Genomic DNA, 13,873 nt, shown 5'->3' with positions numbered 1-13,873 from the left:
GTTGGGAGTCTCGGCGCTTGCGGTCGGCGGGGCTGTAGGCGCGGGGAGCTCGGCCTTCGCCGAAGATGCGGATGCGGGCGCGAACGGCTCCGGGGTCGGAGACGTGCAATACGGTTTTCTCGTCGACCTTGGGAAGTGCGTGAACTGCGAGTTGTGCATCGAGGCGTGCCGCCGGGAGAACCGCCTGTCGGACGACACGCCCGACAGGCGGCGGATAACCCTGTTCGTGAACGCGAAAGGGGAGAACGTCACGCTGTCCACGTCGTGCATGCATTGCGGCGAGCCGAGCTGCTTGCGCGTGTGCCCGGCGGGTGCCATCTCGAAGGGCGATGCGGGCATCGTGTCGGTTGACCAGGAACGTTGCATCGGGTGCAAGTACTGCTTCCAAGCGTGCCCGTACGAGGTGCCGCGGTACAACTCCGTGGCCATGGACAAGTGCGATTGCTGTCTGGGCGCAGGCGTGCCGGCGGGCGAGACGCCGCACTGCGTGCGCGCGTGCAAGTTCGACGCGTTGCGCTACGGCCCGCTCGACGAGCTGATGGCGCAGGCGAACGGCGCGGCGGTGCCCGTCGCGCAGGCGAACGATCCGTCGTGCCTGCTGCTGGGAACGAGGGGGTGAGCGCTATGTTGCAACTGACTTGGAGCTGGCAACCCGCCCTGTACCTGTTCTTGGGCGGCATGGGCGCCGGCGCGTTCGTCATGGCGGCGGTGCTGTTCCTGATCGACCGGACGCGCCACCGCCTGATCGTGTGCGTGTCGATGTGGGCCGCGCTTTTCAGCTTGGCGGCCGGTCTGCTGTTGCTGCTCACCGAGCTCATCACGCCGGCGCGCGGCCTGTTGATGTGGCAGAGCTTCGGGCACTTCACCTCGTGGATGACCTACGGTGCGTGGGGCGCGTTCGCAGCGATGGCGGTGTTCGCGGTGTCGGCGCTGCTGGCGACGAGGCCGGTGGGCGTGTGGCTGGCGAAGAAGTGGGCCTGGTTCGAGAAGAAGGGCACGACCCTACGGCGGGTGCTCGCGGTGATCGGCATCGTGTTGGGCGCGTTCGTGGCGGTGTACACGGGCATGCTGCTCATGACGGCCGAGAGCGTTCCCCTGTGGGACACTCCGTTACTGCCAGCGCTGTTCACCGTGTCGGCGTTCGACACGGGCGTGGCGCTGGTCGAGCTGGTGGCGATCGTGCTGTCGAAGAAAGACGCCCTCGTTCCCAAGGCGCGTCTGCTCATGGAGCGGATCGTCGTGGTGCTCGTGCTGGTGGAGGGCGTGGTGATGGCGGTGTTCCTGGCCAGCATGCTGGGTGCCGACGCGCAGACGGCGGTGGGCGCGACGGCCGCGGCCTCCGCGACGCTTCTGGTGTCGGGCGGCCTCGCGCCCTGTTTCTGGGGCATGGTGGTGGTGTGCGGGCTCGCGGTGCCGCTGGCCATGGCCCTCTTGGGGCTCGTGCTGCACCGGCGCGACGGCAAGAAGCCCGGCGCGAAGCAGCATGCGGGCACGGCGCTCATGGCCGTCGGTGCCGTAGGGGCGTTGATCGGCGGGTGCGAGCTGCGCTTCTTGATCCTTGCGGCCGGCATCCATGCCGACGTGATCGCCGAAACGGTGATGAGCCTGATCGGATAGGCGCAAGGGCGGCACCCTCCCTCGCCGCCCTCCGCGCGCGAACCGGCAGCCATGGCGGCTGCCGGTTCGCGTTTCGGGGCAATTTTTGCGCGCGCTGCGTGCTTGTGGTACGGTGGGCGGGCGCGTTTCGGGCGCGCGCGACGAGGAGGATCGGCCGGTGAAGGGGGTTGGCGGTGGCGCATCGAGTGGGGGAGCCTCTCGAGTTCGACGGGTACGTTGACGATTTCGAGCACAACGTGTCCGCCATGCAGTTCTCGCTGGACGGCGGCGCCACGTGGACGACCTACCCCACGTCGGGCGCGGTCATCGACAAGGGCGTGAACTGGCACTTCGTATATCGTCCCGAGCGCCCCGGGCGTTATCTGCTGAAGGTGCGCGCAGTGGACGGCGCGGGCGCGGCGTCGGACATCGTCGCGGAGTATGCGTTCGAGGTGGAGCGGTGACGGAGGTTGACGCGAGCGTGCGCGCGTTCGGCGGCTTCCGTCTGCGCGCCGTCGACGGCGGGCCGCTCGAGGGCGCGTGCTTGTTCCGCTCGGCCTCGCTTGCGCGCATCACCGAGGACGAGGCGGCCTACCTGGTGGGCGAGCTGGGCGTTCGCTCGATCTACGATCTGCGCAACCGGTGGGAGGTCGCATCGAGCCCCGAGCCGCGCATCGTGGGCGCGAAGACGCTCGCGTTCGAGCCCTCCACCGACCGCGGGCGCTCCGACGCGTCGCGCCGCCTCGTGGCCGGCGTCATCGGCGAGTACGGCCGCCCCGAAGAGCGCATGATCCGCAACTACCGACGTTACGCGCGCGAGTTCCCCCTCATGGGCACCGTCCTGCGCACGATGGCCGCCGAGCGCCGCGCGGCGCTTGTGCACTGCGAGCACGGCAAGGACCGCACGGGCGTGCTGTGCGCCGTGCTGCAGCGCATCGCGGGGGCTTCCGAGGATGACGTCATGGCCGCGTACCTGGCTACGAACGAGGCGAACGCCGAGGCGACGGAGCGCGAGATGTCCCAGCTTGAGCGCGGGATGTCGGACGAGGAGCGGGCGGTGCTCAGGTCGTTTCTCGAGGCGCGGCCCGCGTACCTGCGCGCGTTCTTCGACGAGATCGACGGACAAGCCGGCGGATTCGCGGCGTACGTCCGCGACGCGCTGCGCTTGACGCCCGCCCAGGTGGCCAGCCTCTGCGCGCTGCTGGCTCGCTGAGCGCTGGCCGTCTTTTTGGGAATGGTTCGAGGAAATCTCCTGATCGGGGGCGATACGGAGAACGCCGCGACGCAATGGCGGGCCGGGCCGCCATTGCGCTCGCACCTCGGGGCAGCCGCTGGTTCGCGCTCGTGCCGCTTCCGCCGCCTGCCACCGGTTCCCGATCGCAGGGGGTTCCGCTTTCCGACGGCTGTGCTATACTGTCCCCGCGCTTTAGTACAGTAAAGTAGAAAAGCGGTCGAAGCGAAGGCGCCACCAGGGAAGGGCGCGCATCGGCCGGGTTCGGGATGATGGGAGATACGATGAAGAAGAAACTCGTTGCGCTCGTGGCCGCCGTTGCCACGCTGGCGCTGTCCGCGGTGATGCTGGCCGGGTGCTCCGGCGGCGGCGACGCGCAGAATGCCGACAGCTCGACGTCGGACGGTTCGTTCACGTTGGCAGTGGGCTTCGACCAGGGGTACCCGCCGTACGGCTACGTGGGCGACGACGGCCAGTTCACCGGTTTCGACCTGGAGCTTGCCAAGGCCGTGTGCGAGAAGAACGGTTGGGAGCTCAAGCTGGAGCCCATCGACTGGGACGCGAAGGACGCGCTCATCGGCAGCGGCACCATCAACTGCATCTGGAACGGCTTCACCATGGAGAACCGCGAGGACAAATACACGTTCTCCGATCCGTACATGTACAACGAGCAGGTGGTGGTCGTCAAGAAGGACAGCGGCATGACGAAGCTCGAGGATCTGAGTGGCAAAACGGTCCTGACGCAGGTCGATTCGGCGGCGCTCCACGTGCTGGAGAACGATAACAAGGACGAGGGCGGCCAGGCCGAGCTCGCCGGAACGTTCAAGGAACTGCAGACCATCGGCGACTACAACAACGCGTTCATGCAGCTCGAATCCGGCATGGTGGATGCGGTGGCGTGCGACCTGTCCATCGCCAGCTACCAGATGGCGGCCAAGCCCGACGCGTACGTGAAGCTGGGCGTGCTGGCTCCCGAGAACTACGCGGTTGGCTTCAAGAAGGGCGACACCGAGCTGGCCCAGCAGGTGACGGATGCGCTCAAGGCGCTTGACGAGGACGGCACCGTCAAGCAGCTGTGCGACAAGTACGCCGACCAGGGAATCACCTACGACAACTGGGTGCTGTAAGGGTTAGGGTTCCGCCGGCCTGTCGGCCGGCGGGTCTGCTCGATGCTGCGGGCCGTTCGCGCACCGAATCTTCGCGCGATCCCGGAAGCTCGCGTACCGCAGTACGCTTCGCCTCCGCGATCCCTCGAATCTTCGGCACGGGAACGGCCCTCGCTGACGTTATTGGACCTGTTATGTTTGAGAAAGGCCGGACATGGAATTCGCGACCATGATGGAGCTGTTGCTCTCGGGCTTGGCGTTCACCTTGCAGATATTCCTCACCACCCTCGTCGGCTCGCTGCCGTTGGGCGTGCTGGTGGCGTTCGGCCGCATGAGCCGGTTCAAGCCGGTCGCGCTCGTCACGCGCTTCTACATCTCGGTGATGCGCGGCACGCCCCTCATGCTGCAGCTCATGGCGCTCATGTTCGGCCCGTACTACCTGTTCGGCCTGCAGATGGGCAACGACTGGAAGTACTGGGCGTGCTCCATCGGCTTCATCATCAACTACGCGGCCTACTTCGGCGAGATCTACCGCGGCGGCATCCAGTCCATCCCGCGCGGGCAGTACGAGGCGGCCGAGGTGCTGGGCTACTCGCGCTTCCAGACGTTCATGAAGATCGTGCTTCCCCAGGTGGTCAAGCGCATCCTGCCCGCCATGAGCAACGAGATCATCACGCTGGTCAAGGACACGTCGCTCGCGTTCGTGCTGGGCATCATGGAGATGTTCAGCCAGGCGAAGGCCATCGCCGCCTCGCAGGTGAGCATGCTTCCCTACGTGATCGCGGGCGTGATCTACTGGGTGTTCAACTTCATCGTGGAAATCATCCTGACCCGCGTCGAGAAGCGGCTGAACTACTACCATGATTAGGAGCGACATCATGACCAACGAACAACCTGTCGTGCTGCTCGAACATGCGCGGAAGAGCTTCGGCGATACGCCGGTGCTCAAGGACATCTCGCTCAAGGTGCAGCCGGGCGAGGTGGTGGCCGTCATCGGGCCGTCGGGCGGCGGCAAGTCGACGTTGCTGCGCTGCATGACGCTGCTGGAGACGCTCGACGCGGGGCGCCTCGCGTACGGCGACCTCGTGGTGGCGGAAGACGGCGGGAGCGGTGCGGCGACGTATGCGTCGAAGGCCGTGCTCAAGGAGGCGAAAACGCGCTTCGGGCTGGTGTTCCAGAACTTCAACCTGTTCCCGCACTACTCGGTGCTGAAGAACATCACCGACGCGCCCCTGCACGTGCAGAAACGCCCGAAGGACGAGGTGCTGGCGGCGGCGCGCGGCCTGCTGGCGAAGATGGGCCTCGAGGGCAAGGAGGACATGGTGCCCTGCGAGCTGTCGGGCGGCCAGCAGCAGCGCGTGGCCATCGCCCGCGCGCTTGCGCTCGACCCCGACGTGCTGTTCTTCGACGAGCCCACGAGCGCGCTCGACCCCGAGCTGACGAAGGATGTGCTCAAGGTCATCCGCGACCTGGCGGCCGAGAACATGACGATGGTCATCGTGACGCACGAGATGAACTTCGCGCGCGACGTGGCCGACCACATCGTGTTCATGGACGGCGGCGTTATCGTGGAAGAGGGGCCGGCCGAGCAGCTGATCAACAGCCCCCAGCACCAGCGCACCCAAGCGTTCCTGGCGAAGTTCGAGGGGGAGTAGGGGTTCTCTCGCCCCTCGCCGCATCGCGGGATACGGCGCTATACTGATTCCGTAACCTATTCAGAAAGCGGGGCGAGACGATGGCTATCGACAACGTGAGAGCGTATTTGCGCGAGCGGGGCATGGAGGAGCGTGTGCTCGAGTTCGAGACGTCGAGCGCCACCGTCGAGCTGGCCGCGCAGGCGGTGGGGTGCGAGCCGGCGCGCATCGCGAAGACGCTGTCGTTCCACGTGGGCGACCGCGTCGCGCTCGTGGTGGCCGCGGGCGACGCGCGCATCGACAACCCCAAGTACAAGGCGCAGTTCGGGTGCAAGGCGAAGATGCTCGCCGCCGACGAGGCCGAGCCGCTCATCGGCCACGGCGTGGGCGGCGTGTGCCCGTTCGCGCTCAACGAGGGCGTTGACGTGTTCCTCGACGAATCGCTGCGCCGCTTCGACGTCGTGTACCCCGCCGCCGGCAGCGCCGCAAGCGCCGTGCGGCTGACGCCCGACGAGCTGGAGCGCTGCGCCGCGCCGTGCACGTGGGTCGACGTGTGCAAGGTCGTCTGATGGAAGCGGGGGAGCGCCGTCCCGGCGAGGTGACGTTTTACGTCGTGCGCCACGGGCAGACGCTGTTCAACGTCATGGGCAAGGTGCAGGGCTGGTGCGACACGCCGCTCACGGACGAGGGCGTGCGCGCCGCGCAATCGCTCGGTCGCGGGCTGGCGGAGGTGGATTTCGCCGCGGCGTACGCGAGCGACAGCGGCCGTGCCGTGCACACGCTCGACGAGCTGCTGCGCGCGCGGGCGGGCGCGGCGGTGCCCTTCGGCCCGCACGCCGACCAGCGTCTGCGCGAGTGGTGCTACGGCGACCTCGAGGGCGAGCCGGGCGAGCTGCTGCATGCCACGCTCGATGCGGGGTTCGGCGCGCCGCTGTCGTTCGAAGAGCACAACCGACGGTTGCCCGAGGTGGCCGACGTGCTGGCCGATGCGGACTGCTCCGGCCGCGCCGAGCGCTTCGACGTCATCGAGCGCCGCCTGCGCGGGTTCTTCCGGGAGGCCGGCGATGCGGGGCTCGCGCGCGGCGGCGGCAACGTGCTGGTGGTGACGCACTCGTTCGTCGTGCGCACGCTCGTGTACCTCATCGACCCGGAGCGCGTGAACGACCCGGTGAAAATCCCGAACGCGAGCGTCACGCGCATCTCCTACGACGGCTCCGACTTCCGGCTGGGCGAGATCGGCTCCACCGCCTGGCAGCGTCCGTAAACGCGGAAGCGGCCGGGATCGCGCCCCGGCCGCTTCGTGGAACTACCAGCGATCCCAGCTGATGCGGCATGAGGGGCCGCCGGTTCCGCCGTCCCGGCCGTCGCGCTCGCGCTGGCGATCGCCATGGCAATGGTGATGGTCGCGATTGTGGCCGTGGCCGCGCTCGTGGTCGCGACCGTGCTCATGGTCGTGCCGGTGCCCGTGGTCGTGATGTCGGCGGCCCTGGGGCGCTCCTTCCTCGGTTCCCTCGTGGTCGAGCGGGTGCTTGCGCACGCCCATCAGCCATTCGCCGGCCAGCAGCTGCGCGCCCATCGGCATGAAGCGCACCGAGATGGCGCCCACCTTGTTGTACCAGCCGGTCACGGCGCAGCGCTCGCCGCGCATGAGCGCGCGGTACACGCGGACGGCCGTCTCGTCGGCGTCCATCGAGAAGTACTTCCACGCGGGCGCGCCTTCGATGCCGGCGTTCTTCGAGAAGTTCGTGCGCGTCGCGCCGGGGCACGCGGTGGTCACCGACACGCCCGTGTGCTTGAGCTCGCGCGACAGCGCCGTGGAGAACGACAGCACGAACGCCTTCGCCGCGCCGTACAGCGCGTTGTAGGGGCAGGGGGTTTTCGCCACCATCGAGCTCATGTTGAGGATGCGGCCGTGGCCGCGTTCGAGCATGGGGTGCAGGAACACGCTCGTCAACTCGGCGAGGCTCGTAGCGCTCACCTGGATCATCGAGCGGATGTCGGCGATGGACAGCTCCGAGAACTGCCCGGCGGGGCTGTAGCCCGCATCGTTGACGAGGAACTCGATGTCCTTGCCCGCCTCTTGGACGCGCTTGAAGATGGTGCGCGCGGCGTCGGGGTCTGAGAGGTCGCACGCGACGGGAAGCACGTCGATGCCGAGTACGCGCAGGTCCTTCGCCTGCTTTTCCAGTGCTTCCTCGTCGCGGGCGACGGTGACCAAATCGTAGCCGTCGCTGGCGAACAGCAGGCAGAGGGATTCTCCGATGCCGCTCGTCGCGCCGGTGACCAGTGCGGTTTCTGCCATGATGGCGCTCCTTTCGTGCCGGACGCGCAGCGCCCGTGTCGTGTTCCCCGTCATCATAGGAGCGCCGCGCGAACGCCGTGCGGGCGGTCGCGCGGCCGTTGGAAAGGTGCGACCCGCACGCAATCCCCCTGAAATCGCGACGAAATCGCTTCGCGGAACGGGGCGCCTGCCACGGCGCGGAGCGCGCCGGGCGATTCGCGGGTCCCGCCTCCTGCCCGGGGGAGAGCCTCTTATGAATCCGCCGGAGCCCCCGCGGGCGCAGGTTCCTCGTCGAGGTGGCGCATGCCGCGTGCGACCAGGGCGAAGGCCGTGATGGCGATCCAGCAGCCCACGAGCGCGACGGCTGCGACGGAGGTTCCCAGCACGCTGACGCCCACCGAGGTGGCGAACACGGCCACGGGCGCCGCCACGAGCAGCAGCGAGTTCTGCGTGCCCAGCGCGCTGCCGCGCGACTGCTCGGGGATGCGGTCGAGCATGAAGAAGCCCATGAGCGCCGACGCGGGGCCGGCGCTCACGCCCAGCACGAGCGCGCCCAGCAGCATGAACGGGTAGGCGGGCAGCGCGCCCAGGATGGCCACGCCGATCAGCATGCCGAACATCGACAGCACGTACCACGTCCGGCGCGACAGGCGCGGGGCGAGCGCCGCGTACGCGAGCGAGCTGGCCAGCAGGCCCAACGACATGGCCGACAGCACGTAGCCCAGCAGCTCCGGCTGCCCGCTGTCCGTGAAGTACACGGGCAGCACGAGGCCCTGGAACGATCCCATGACCATCACGATGCCGAACGTGAGCAGGGTGGAAACCGTCAGCACGCCGTCGGTGCGGAACAGCACGCGCACGCCGGTGCGCAGTGCGCCCACCGTCGAGGACACGATGCCCTGCTGGGTGGCCGGGGTGTCGCCGACCGCGGCGCCCGCCGTGCGCACGGCTCCCACCGAACGCGGGATGGTGGTCGTGGCCAGCGCCGCCAGGAACGACAGGGCGGCTGTAAACCACAGCGACGGCACGCCGCCGACCAGCCCGATGAAAAGCGCCGCCAGCGCCGGCCCGATGATGGTGGTCAGCGAGTCGAGCGACTGCGACAGCCCCATGAACCGCTGCAGGTCTACGCCGTCGCGCTCGACGACCTCGGGCAGCAGCGCGTCGCGCGCCGTCATGCCGGGGATGTCGCCCACGGCGCTCAGCAGGCCCAACGCGACGAACCACCAGAAGTTCAGCCCCCAGACCATATCCACCACGGGGATGAGCGCGATGCTGGCGGCCGACACGACGTCGGAGATGATGGAGATGGTGCGGCGGTTGAAGCGGTCGAGCGCCGCACCGCCCACGATGCCGATGATCATCTGGGGGACGGCGCAGATGAGCGCCAGCGTGCCCGCTGCCAGCGCGTCGCCGGTGGTGGCCAGCAGGATGAGGGGCAGGGCGACGCTGGCGATGGAGTTGCCCAGCAGGGAAAGCGCGTTCGATACGAGGAATCTGATGGATATGCGGCCGAACATGAGGGGTCCTTTCTGGCGAGATCCTTCGACTGCGCGCCTGCGGCGCTTCGCTCGGGATGACAATTCGTGCTAGAAAGGAGTAAAAACTACGACGTTACGTCGGGGTCAAGCGTCCTGTGGCGAAGATGTGGAGGGAAGCCGTTCGAGGATGCGCGCCTCGAGCGCCTCCGCGAGACGATCCGTCGCGACGCGCTGGGCCTCGTTCAGGTCCTTCTTCGTTATCTCGCGCAGGAGGTCCTCGGAAACGCTGTCGTAGTCCTTGTCCCAGTTGGCCGGGTCGAAGCAATCGATGAAGGGGCCGAGCAGCTCCATCGCGGCATCGATCGCGCGGTCGATCTCGTCGCGCGAGGCGTCTGCGGGCAGCTCGTCGAAGCGCGCCTGAACGGCTTGGAGCTGGTCGATCATCTCGCCGTCGAACAGCGCCGAGATGACGCGCTCAAGCTCGTCGGCGTCCTCCTCGGAGAACAGGTTGCCGGCGAGCAGGAGGGCTTCTCGGTCGCTTTTCGTGATGGCAGAGCGTGCGGAAAGCTCCTCGAACAGCTTCTTGATCCGCGCGAACCGCACCGGCAGGTCGAGGTCGATCTGCTCCTGCTTCAGCAGCGCGATGGTGCGGCGCTGCTCTTGCAGGCGCTCGATCTGCAGCTCCAGCTCGCGATCGAGCTCGTCGAGGGCCTCGTCGGCATGCGGCCCGGAGGCCTCGGCCAGGTTCGCGTCCATCTCGTCGAGCACCTCGCCGATGCGCGACAGCGAGAACCCCAGCGACGACAGCCGCTTGACGCGCAGCAGGCGCACGAGATCCTCCGCGTGGTAGTCGCGGTAGCCGTTCTCGCCGCGCGGCGGCTCGGGCAGCAGCCCGATGGCGTGGTAGTGGCGCAGCGTGCGCACCGACACCCCCGCCAGCTTCGCCAGTTCGCTCGACTTCATGGTGTCCTTCCGGTTCGTAAGGCACGAGGGCCCGCTTATGCAAACCATCAGCGCAAAGCTGCTAGATTAAAAAAAGTTAAAGCGAACTTAAAACAGCGTTTATTGAGCTGATCCGCGAATGTGCGTACTCTGATGATAGCGAGTGGAAGCGTGGACCGGAAGAGAGAATTCGGTCGACGCATACGGGGAAAGGGGAATCCTATGTCATTGTTTGACGCGGTTCGGGCATCTTCGTTCGATCGTCGCACGTTCGTTGCCGCCACGGCGGCTGCGGCCGCTGTGGCCAGCTTGGGATTGGCTGGATGCGAGAACAAGGTTCGCGAGACGACCAAGGAAGAGAAGCAGGAAATCGATCTCGAGGGGGGCGCATGGGTTCCGTTCAATTGCGTTTCCACCACCTGCGCAAGCCGTTGCTACAATCGAGCGTACGTTGTGGATGGCGTCATCGTGCGCCATGGAACCGACAATACCCACGAAGACAGCGAAGACTATCCTCAGCAGCGATGCTGTCCGCGCGGAAGGAGCACGCGATCGTTCCTGACGGGCCCCGATCGTCTCAAGTATCCCATGAAGCGCAAGCACTGGTCCCCCGGCGGAGGCGAGAACTCGCAGGGAGAGCTGCGTGGGAAAGATGAATGGGAGCGCATCGGCTGGGACGAGGCGATCGATCTGATCGCTCAAGAGCTGACGCGCATCAGGGATACCTACGGCAATCGCGCTTTCTTGGCCATGGGCCTCATGGATACGCGCCTCGGCGCTGGTTTTCTGGGAAGTTCCGTGCTCAATATGCTAGGAGGTTGCCTTACCACCTGGGGCCAAGCGTCGGTCGGCGGTTTCTCGGTAACGAGTCAGATGATCCGGGGACATTGGTCGCTTGGCGCGAGCGATGCTCAAGATCGCATGGCTTTGCGTCATGCTCAGCTCATCGTATTGTGGGCCCTCAACCCTGCGTGGAGCATCGCCGGATCCGACATCTACAACTTCATCGTTGCAAAGCGCAAGGCGGGGGCGAAGGTCATTATCGTCGATCCGTACTTCCACCCTTCGGCGCAGGCGCTTGCCGACGAATGGGTGCCGTGCCGTCCCGGTACCGATGGCGCGCTGCTCGAGGCCATTGCTTACGAGATGATCACGCACGATTGGCAGGATCAAGATTTCCTCGATCGGTGCTGCGTGGGATTTGACGCCGACCATATGCCTGCTGATGCCAAAACCGACGAGAACTTCAAAGACTACATTTTGGGAGCGTACGATGGCACGCCGCGATCGCCGGAATGGGCCAGCGCGATCTGCGGCGCCTCGCCCGAGGCCATCCGCAGCTTAGCTGAGCAAATGGCCACTACCAAGCCGATGGCCCTCAAAGCGGGACAAGCTCCAGCCCGTACGTATTACGGCAATCGATTCGCGCAGCTGTTCTTCACCGTGGGCTGGATGACGGGGAACGTCGGCGTGCTCGGCGGCGAGGTGGCGGCTGGCGCCGGTTTGGGCACGAGCCATTTCGGTGCGTCGGGCAAGGGCATGGTCAAGTTGGGAAGCGCCGGATACGCGTTTCCCCAGAATCCCGTATGTTCCGAACCGCGCGCTGCGGGTGCGATCGCCGCTGGCAAGCTCGATCCAGAGCAGGAGTACGGACTGCCGTATTCGGAGTGCTACGAAGCCGTCGTCAAGGGCGAGTACACCCTGCCCGGCCGCAACAAAGAGAAGCGCAGTTGCGATATCAAGTGTTTGTACCGCGACAACGCGCACAGTCCGGCGAATCAATTCAGCGGCGGCAACTTCGTTGAAGAGGCGTACCGCAAGGTCGAATTCGTGCTCGTCCAGGATTTCATGTTCTCCACCGACGCGCGGCTTGCCGATATCGTGCTTCCGGTCACCTCCACGCTCGAGTACGATATTTCGGCTGCGCCGATGTGCCCCCATGAATTCGTGATGGTGGGAAGCAAGGTGCTCGAGCCCTATTATGAAAGCAAAGCCGATGTCGAGATTTTCTTCTTGCTGGCAGACAAATTCGGCGTTGGCGAGGACGTCGTGCCGCGCAAGAGCGTGAAGCAAGGCGAGTTCAACAAAGTGGCGTCGGCGTTCGTGGTGACGGAAGACGGCAGCGATTACGAGCCGCTCGTTGCCATTACGCAAGAGGATCTCGACCGCTACGGGGTGGAGGGCGTGCCGCAGGAAGGTCGCGTGCCTATACAGGACTTCCTCGCGAAGGGCGCCTATCAAGTCGAACGTTCCGATGGCGATGCGTTGATGAACTGCTTTGGAAAGGCGTTTCGGGACGATCCCGCAGCGAATCCGGTTGCAACCGCATCGGGCAAGTACGAAATATACTGTCAATCGCTCAAAGACTACTACGATTTCATCGGGTTCAGCGACATCGACGCGCTTCCCAAGTACAAGCCGGCTTTCGATGGGTACGAGCAGGCGAAATCGGACGATGCCTATCCGTATCAGCTTGTCACCATCCACCACATCCGTCAGGCGCACAGCGTGTTCTCGAATGTGAAGCAGCTGAACGAAGTGTTCGCAAACGATATTCTGATCAGCGAATACGATGCCGGGCGCACCGGGCTGTCGAAGGGGGATTGGGTCAAGGTCACCTCGAGCGCGGCATCCATTGCGCGACGCGTGAACCCCATTCCCAACTTGATGCCGGGCGTGGTTGTGCTCGGCCAGGGGAACTGGCGCCGTACCGACGAGGCGACCGGGGTGGACGTCGGCGGCAACGTGAACACCATCACGCGCCCGCTCGTCATCGGCGATGCGTACCAGCCGTTCAACAGCGTGCTCGTTTCGCTTGAACCGTGGACGGGCGACGAGCTCAAGCCGGACTATCTGCGCGAATCCGTCGCGCCCGTTTCCGAATAGGAGGTCGAACATGTCTCAATGGGGGTTTTATCATAACGCGGACGCATGCGTCGGCTGCAAGGCGTGCGTTATCGCATGCAAGGACAAGAACGATCTTGCGCTGGGTCGCAAGCTGCGTCGCGTATACGATTATGCCGGCGGTTCCTGGAAAGTCGACGAGCAGGGGGCGTGCCGGCAAGAAGGCAGCTTCGTGTATTCGATCTCCGTGGCGTGCATGCATTGCGCAAGCCCCCTCTGCGTGGCGAATTGCCCGTCGGGAGCCATGACGAAGCGCGAGGATGGCATCGTGTACGTGGACACCGACCTCTGCATAGCCTGCGGCACGTGTGCGAAATCGTGTCCTTACGGGCAACCGTTCGTCGACGAAGACCGAGCTCATTCGGTGAAATGCGATTTTTGCCGCCTGCTGGTGGACCAAGGCGAGGAGCCCGCTTGCGTCGCCGCATGCGTGACGCGCGCGTTGAGCTTCGGCGAGCTGTCCGAACTTGAAGCGCAGCACGGATCGGTTCATGCTGTTCCTCCCTTGCCGGACGACACGGGAACGAATCCCTCCCTCGTTCTCACGCCATCCCGGCTCAATCCGGATGGGGCGCTGCCGGGCAAGGTGATCAATCCCGAGGAAGAAGTGCTCTAGGACGGTGGGAAGAGAGGTCGGCCGCGCTGGGCGGAGGAGATGCGCAGCGCGGCTCGGCCTTCTTCGCGAACGCGAGGGGGAA

At 65.9% G+C, this 13,873-nt stretch carries 14 protein-coding genes; 11 read left to right on the top strand and 3 right to left on the bottom strand.

What is annotated here, in order from left to right:
- The first annotated feature begins 1 nt into the window (after position 1).
- The 9 genes from GS424_RS13815 to GS424_RS13775 all read left to right on the top strand — a co-directional run bounded on the left by GS424_RS13815 (position 2) and on the right by GS424_RS13775 (position 6,831).
- A complete protein-coding gene (locus tag GS424_RS13815; RefSeq protein WP_244977560.1) occupies positions 2–619 on the top strand; it encodes a 4Fe-4S dicluster domain-containing protein in 618 nt (205 codons plus the stop codon).
- 5 nt (positions 620–624) lie between these two features.
- Positions 625–1,617 (top strand): NrfD/PsrC family molybdoenzyme membrane anchor subunit, encoded by a 993-nt coding sequence (gene nrfD / locus GS424_RS13810; protein WP_160943613.1) that lies wholly within the window; start codon positions 625–627, stop codon positions 1,615–1,617.
- A 173-nt stretch (positions 1,618–1,790) separates the two neighbouring features.
- Positions 1,791–2,060, top strand: a complete 270-nt coding sequence (locus GS424_RS13805; RefSeq protein WP_160943614.1) for a hypothetical protein — start codon at positions 1,791–1,793, stop codon at positions 2,058–2,060.
- Positions 2,057–2,809 carry a tyrosine-protein phosphatase gene (locus GS424_RS13800; protein WP_160943615.1) on the top strand — a complete coding sequence of 251 codons (753 nt, stop codon included), beginning with the start codon at positions 2,057–2,059 and terminating at the stop codon, positions 2,807–2,809. The genes GS424_RS13805 and GS424_RS13800 overlap by 4 nt, the downstream gene beginning before the upstream one ends.
- Before the next feature lie 302 nt (positions 2,810–3,111).
- Complete coding sequence (locus GS424_RS13795) at positions 3,112–3,954, top strand: transporter substrate-binding domain-containing protein (RefSeq protein WP_160943616.1); 843 nt, start codon at positions 3,112–3,114, stop codon at positions 3,952–3,954.
- A gap of 193 nt (positions 3,955–4,147) precedes the next feature.
- Positions 4,148–4,801 carry an amino acid ABC transporter permease gene (locus GS424_RS13790; RefSeq protein WP_154333218.1) on the top strand — a complete coding sequence of 218 codons (654 nt, stop codon included), beginning with the start codon at positions 4,148–4,150 and terminating at the stop codon, positions 4,799–4,801.
- Between the two features lie 10 nt (positions 4,802–4,811).
- The gene (locus tag GS424_RS13785) at positions 4,812–5,588 is read left to right on the top strand and encodes an amino acid ABC transporter ATP-binding protein (protein WP_160943617.1); all 777 of its coding nucleotides are present in this window, start codon (positions 4,812–4,814) and stop codon (positions 5,586–5,588) included.
- An 80-nt stretch (positions 5,589–5,668) separates the two neighbouring features.
- Positions 5,669–6,136 carry a YbaK/EbsC family protein gene (locus GS424_RS13780; RefSeq protein WP_160943618.1) on the top strand — a complete coding sequence of 156 codons (468 nt, stop codon included), beginning with the start codon at positions 5,669–5,671 and terminating at the stop codon, positions 6,134–6,136.
- Entirely contained in the window at positions 6,136–6,831 is a 696-nt protein-coding gene (locus GS424_RS13775; protein ID WP_160943619.1) for a histidine phosphatase family protein, read from the top strand. Before GS424_RS13780 ends, GS424_RS13775 begins: the two co-directional genes overlap by 1 nt.
- A 42-nt stretch (positions 6,832–6,873) precedes the next feature.
- Here GS424_RS13775 and GS424_RS13770 read toward each other — a convergent pair whose 3' ends face one another.
- The 3 genes from GS424_RS13770 to GS424_RS13760 form a co-directional block, all read right to left on the bottom strand.
- Positions 6,874–7,869, bottom strand: a complete 996-nt coding sequence (locus GS424_RS13770) for an SDR family NAD(P)-dependent oxidoreductase (RefSeq protein WP_160943620.1) — start codon at positions 7,867–7,869, stop codon at positions 6,874–6,876.
- A gap of 230 nt (positions 7,870–8,099) precedes the next feature.
- The gene (locus tag GS424_RS13765) at positions 8,100–9,368 is read right to left on the bottom strand and encodes an MFS transporter (protein ID WP_160943621.1); all 1,269 of its coding nucleotides are present in this window, start codon (positions 9,366–9,368) and stop codon (positions 8,100–8,102) included.
- 105 nt (positions 9,369–9,473) lie between these two features.
- Positions 9,474–10,292 carry a MerR family transcriptional regulator gene (locus GS424_RS13760; RefSeq protein WP_160943622.1) on the bottom strand — a complete coding sequence of 273 codons (819 nt, stop codon included), beginning with the start codon at positions 10,290–10,292 and terminating at the stop codon, positions 9,474–9,476.
- A gap of 201 nt (positions 10,293–10,493) precedes the next feature.
- Here GS424_RS13760 and GS424_RS13755 point away from each other — a divergent pair, with 201 nt between their 5' ends.
- Positions 10,494–13,157 carry a molybdopterin-dependent oxidoreductase gene (locus tag GS424_RS13755; protein WP_160943623.1) on the top strand — a complete coding sequence of 888 codons (2,664 nt, stop codon included), beginning with the start codon at positions 10,494–10,496 and terminating at the stop codon, positions 13,155–13,157.
- Entirely contained in the window at positions 13,051–13,791 is a 741-nt protein-coding gene (locus GS424_RS13750; RefSeq protein WP_342354561.1) for a 4Fe-4S dicluster domain-containing protein, read from the top strand. Before GS424_RS13755 ends, GS424_RS13750 begins: the two co-directional genes overlap by 107 nt.
- The last annotated feature ends 82 nt before the right edge of the window (positions 13,792–13,873 follow it).

This window comes from Eggerthella guodeyinii (assembly GCF_009834925.2).
In the GTDB taxonomy this organism is placed as follows: domain Bacteria; phylum Actinomycetota; class Coriobacteriia; order Coriobacteriales; family Eggerthellaceae; genus Eggerthella; species Eggerthella guodeyinii.
Note: the sequence above shows the minus strand (reverse complement) of the source record. Positions and strands in the feature narration are given on the sequence as shown.

Bases quoted from the DNA above. Each gene is read 5' to 3' on its own strand.
- nrfD (WP_160943613.1), top strand. From the start codon at position 625: ATGTTGCAACTGACTTGGAGCTGGCAACCCGCCCTGTACCTGTTCTTG.
- GS424_RS13795 (WP_160943616.1), top strand. From the start codon at position 3,112: ATGAAGAAGAAACTCGTTGCGCTCGTGGCCGCCGTTGCCACGCTGGCG.
- GS424_RS13790 (WP_154333218.1), top strand. From the start codon at position 4,148: ATGGAATTCGCGACCATGATGGAGCTGTTGCTCTCGGGCTTGGCGTTC.
- GS424_RS13785 (WP_160943617.1), top strand. From the start codon at position 4,812: ATGACCAACGAACAACCTGTCGTGCTGCTCGAACATGCGCGGAAGAGC.
- GS424_RS13780 (WP_160943618.1), top strand. From the start codon at position 5,669: ATGGCTATCGACAACGTGAGAGCGTATTTGCGCGAGCGGGGCATGGAG.
- GS424_RS13775 (WP_160943619.1), top strand. From the start codon at position 6,136: ATGGAAGCGGGGGAGCGCCGTCCCGGCGAGGTGACGTTTTACGTCGTG.
- GS424_RS13770 (WP_160943620.1), bottom strand. From the start codon at position 7,869: ATGGCAGAAACCGCACTGGTCACCGGCGCGACGAGCGGCATCGGAGAA.
- GS424_RS13765 (WP_160943621.1), bottom strand. From the start codon at position 9,368: ATGTTCGGCCGCATATCCATCAGATTCCTCGTATCGAACGCGCTTTCC.
- GS424_RS13760 (WP_160943622.1), bottom strand. From the start codon at position 10,292: ATGAAGTCGAGCGAACTGGCGAAGCTGGCGGGGGTGTCGGTGCGCACG.
- GS424_RS13755 (WP_160943623.1), top strand. From the start codon at position 10,494: ATGTCATTGTTTGACGCGGTTCGGGCATCTTCGTTCGATCGTCGCACG.
- GS424_RS13750 (WP_342354561.1), top strand. From the start codon at position 13,051: ATGCGTACCAGCCGTTCAACAGCGTGCTCGTTTCGCTTGAACCGTGGA.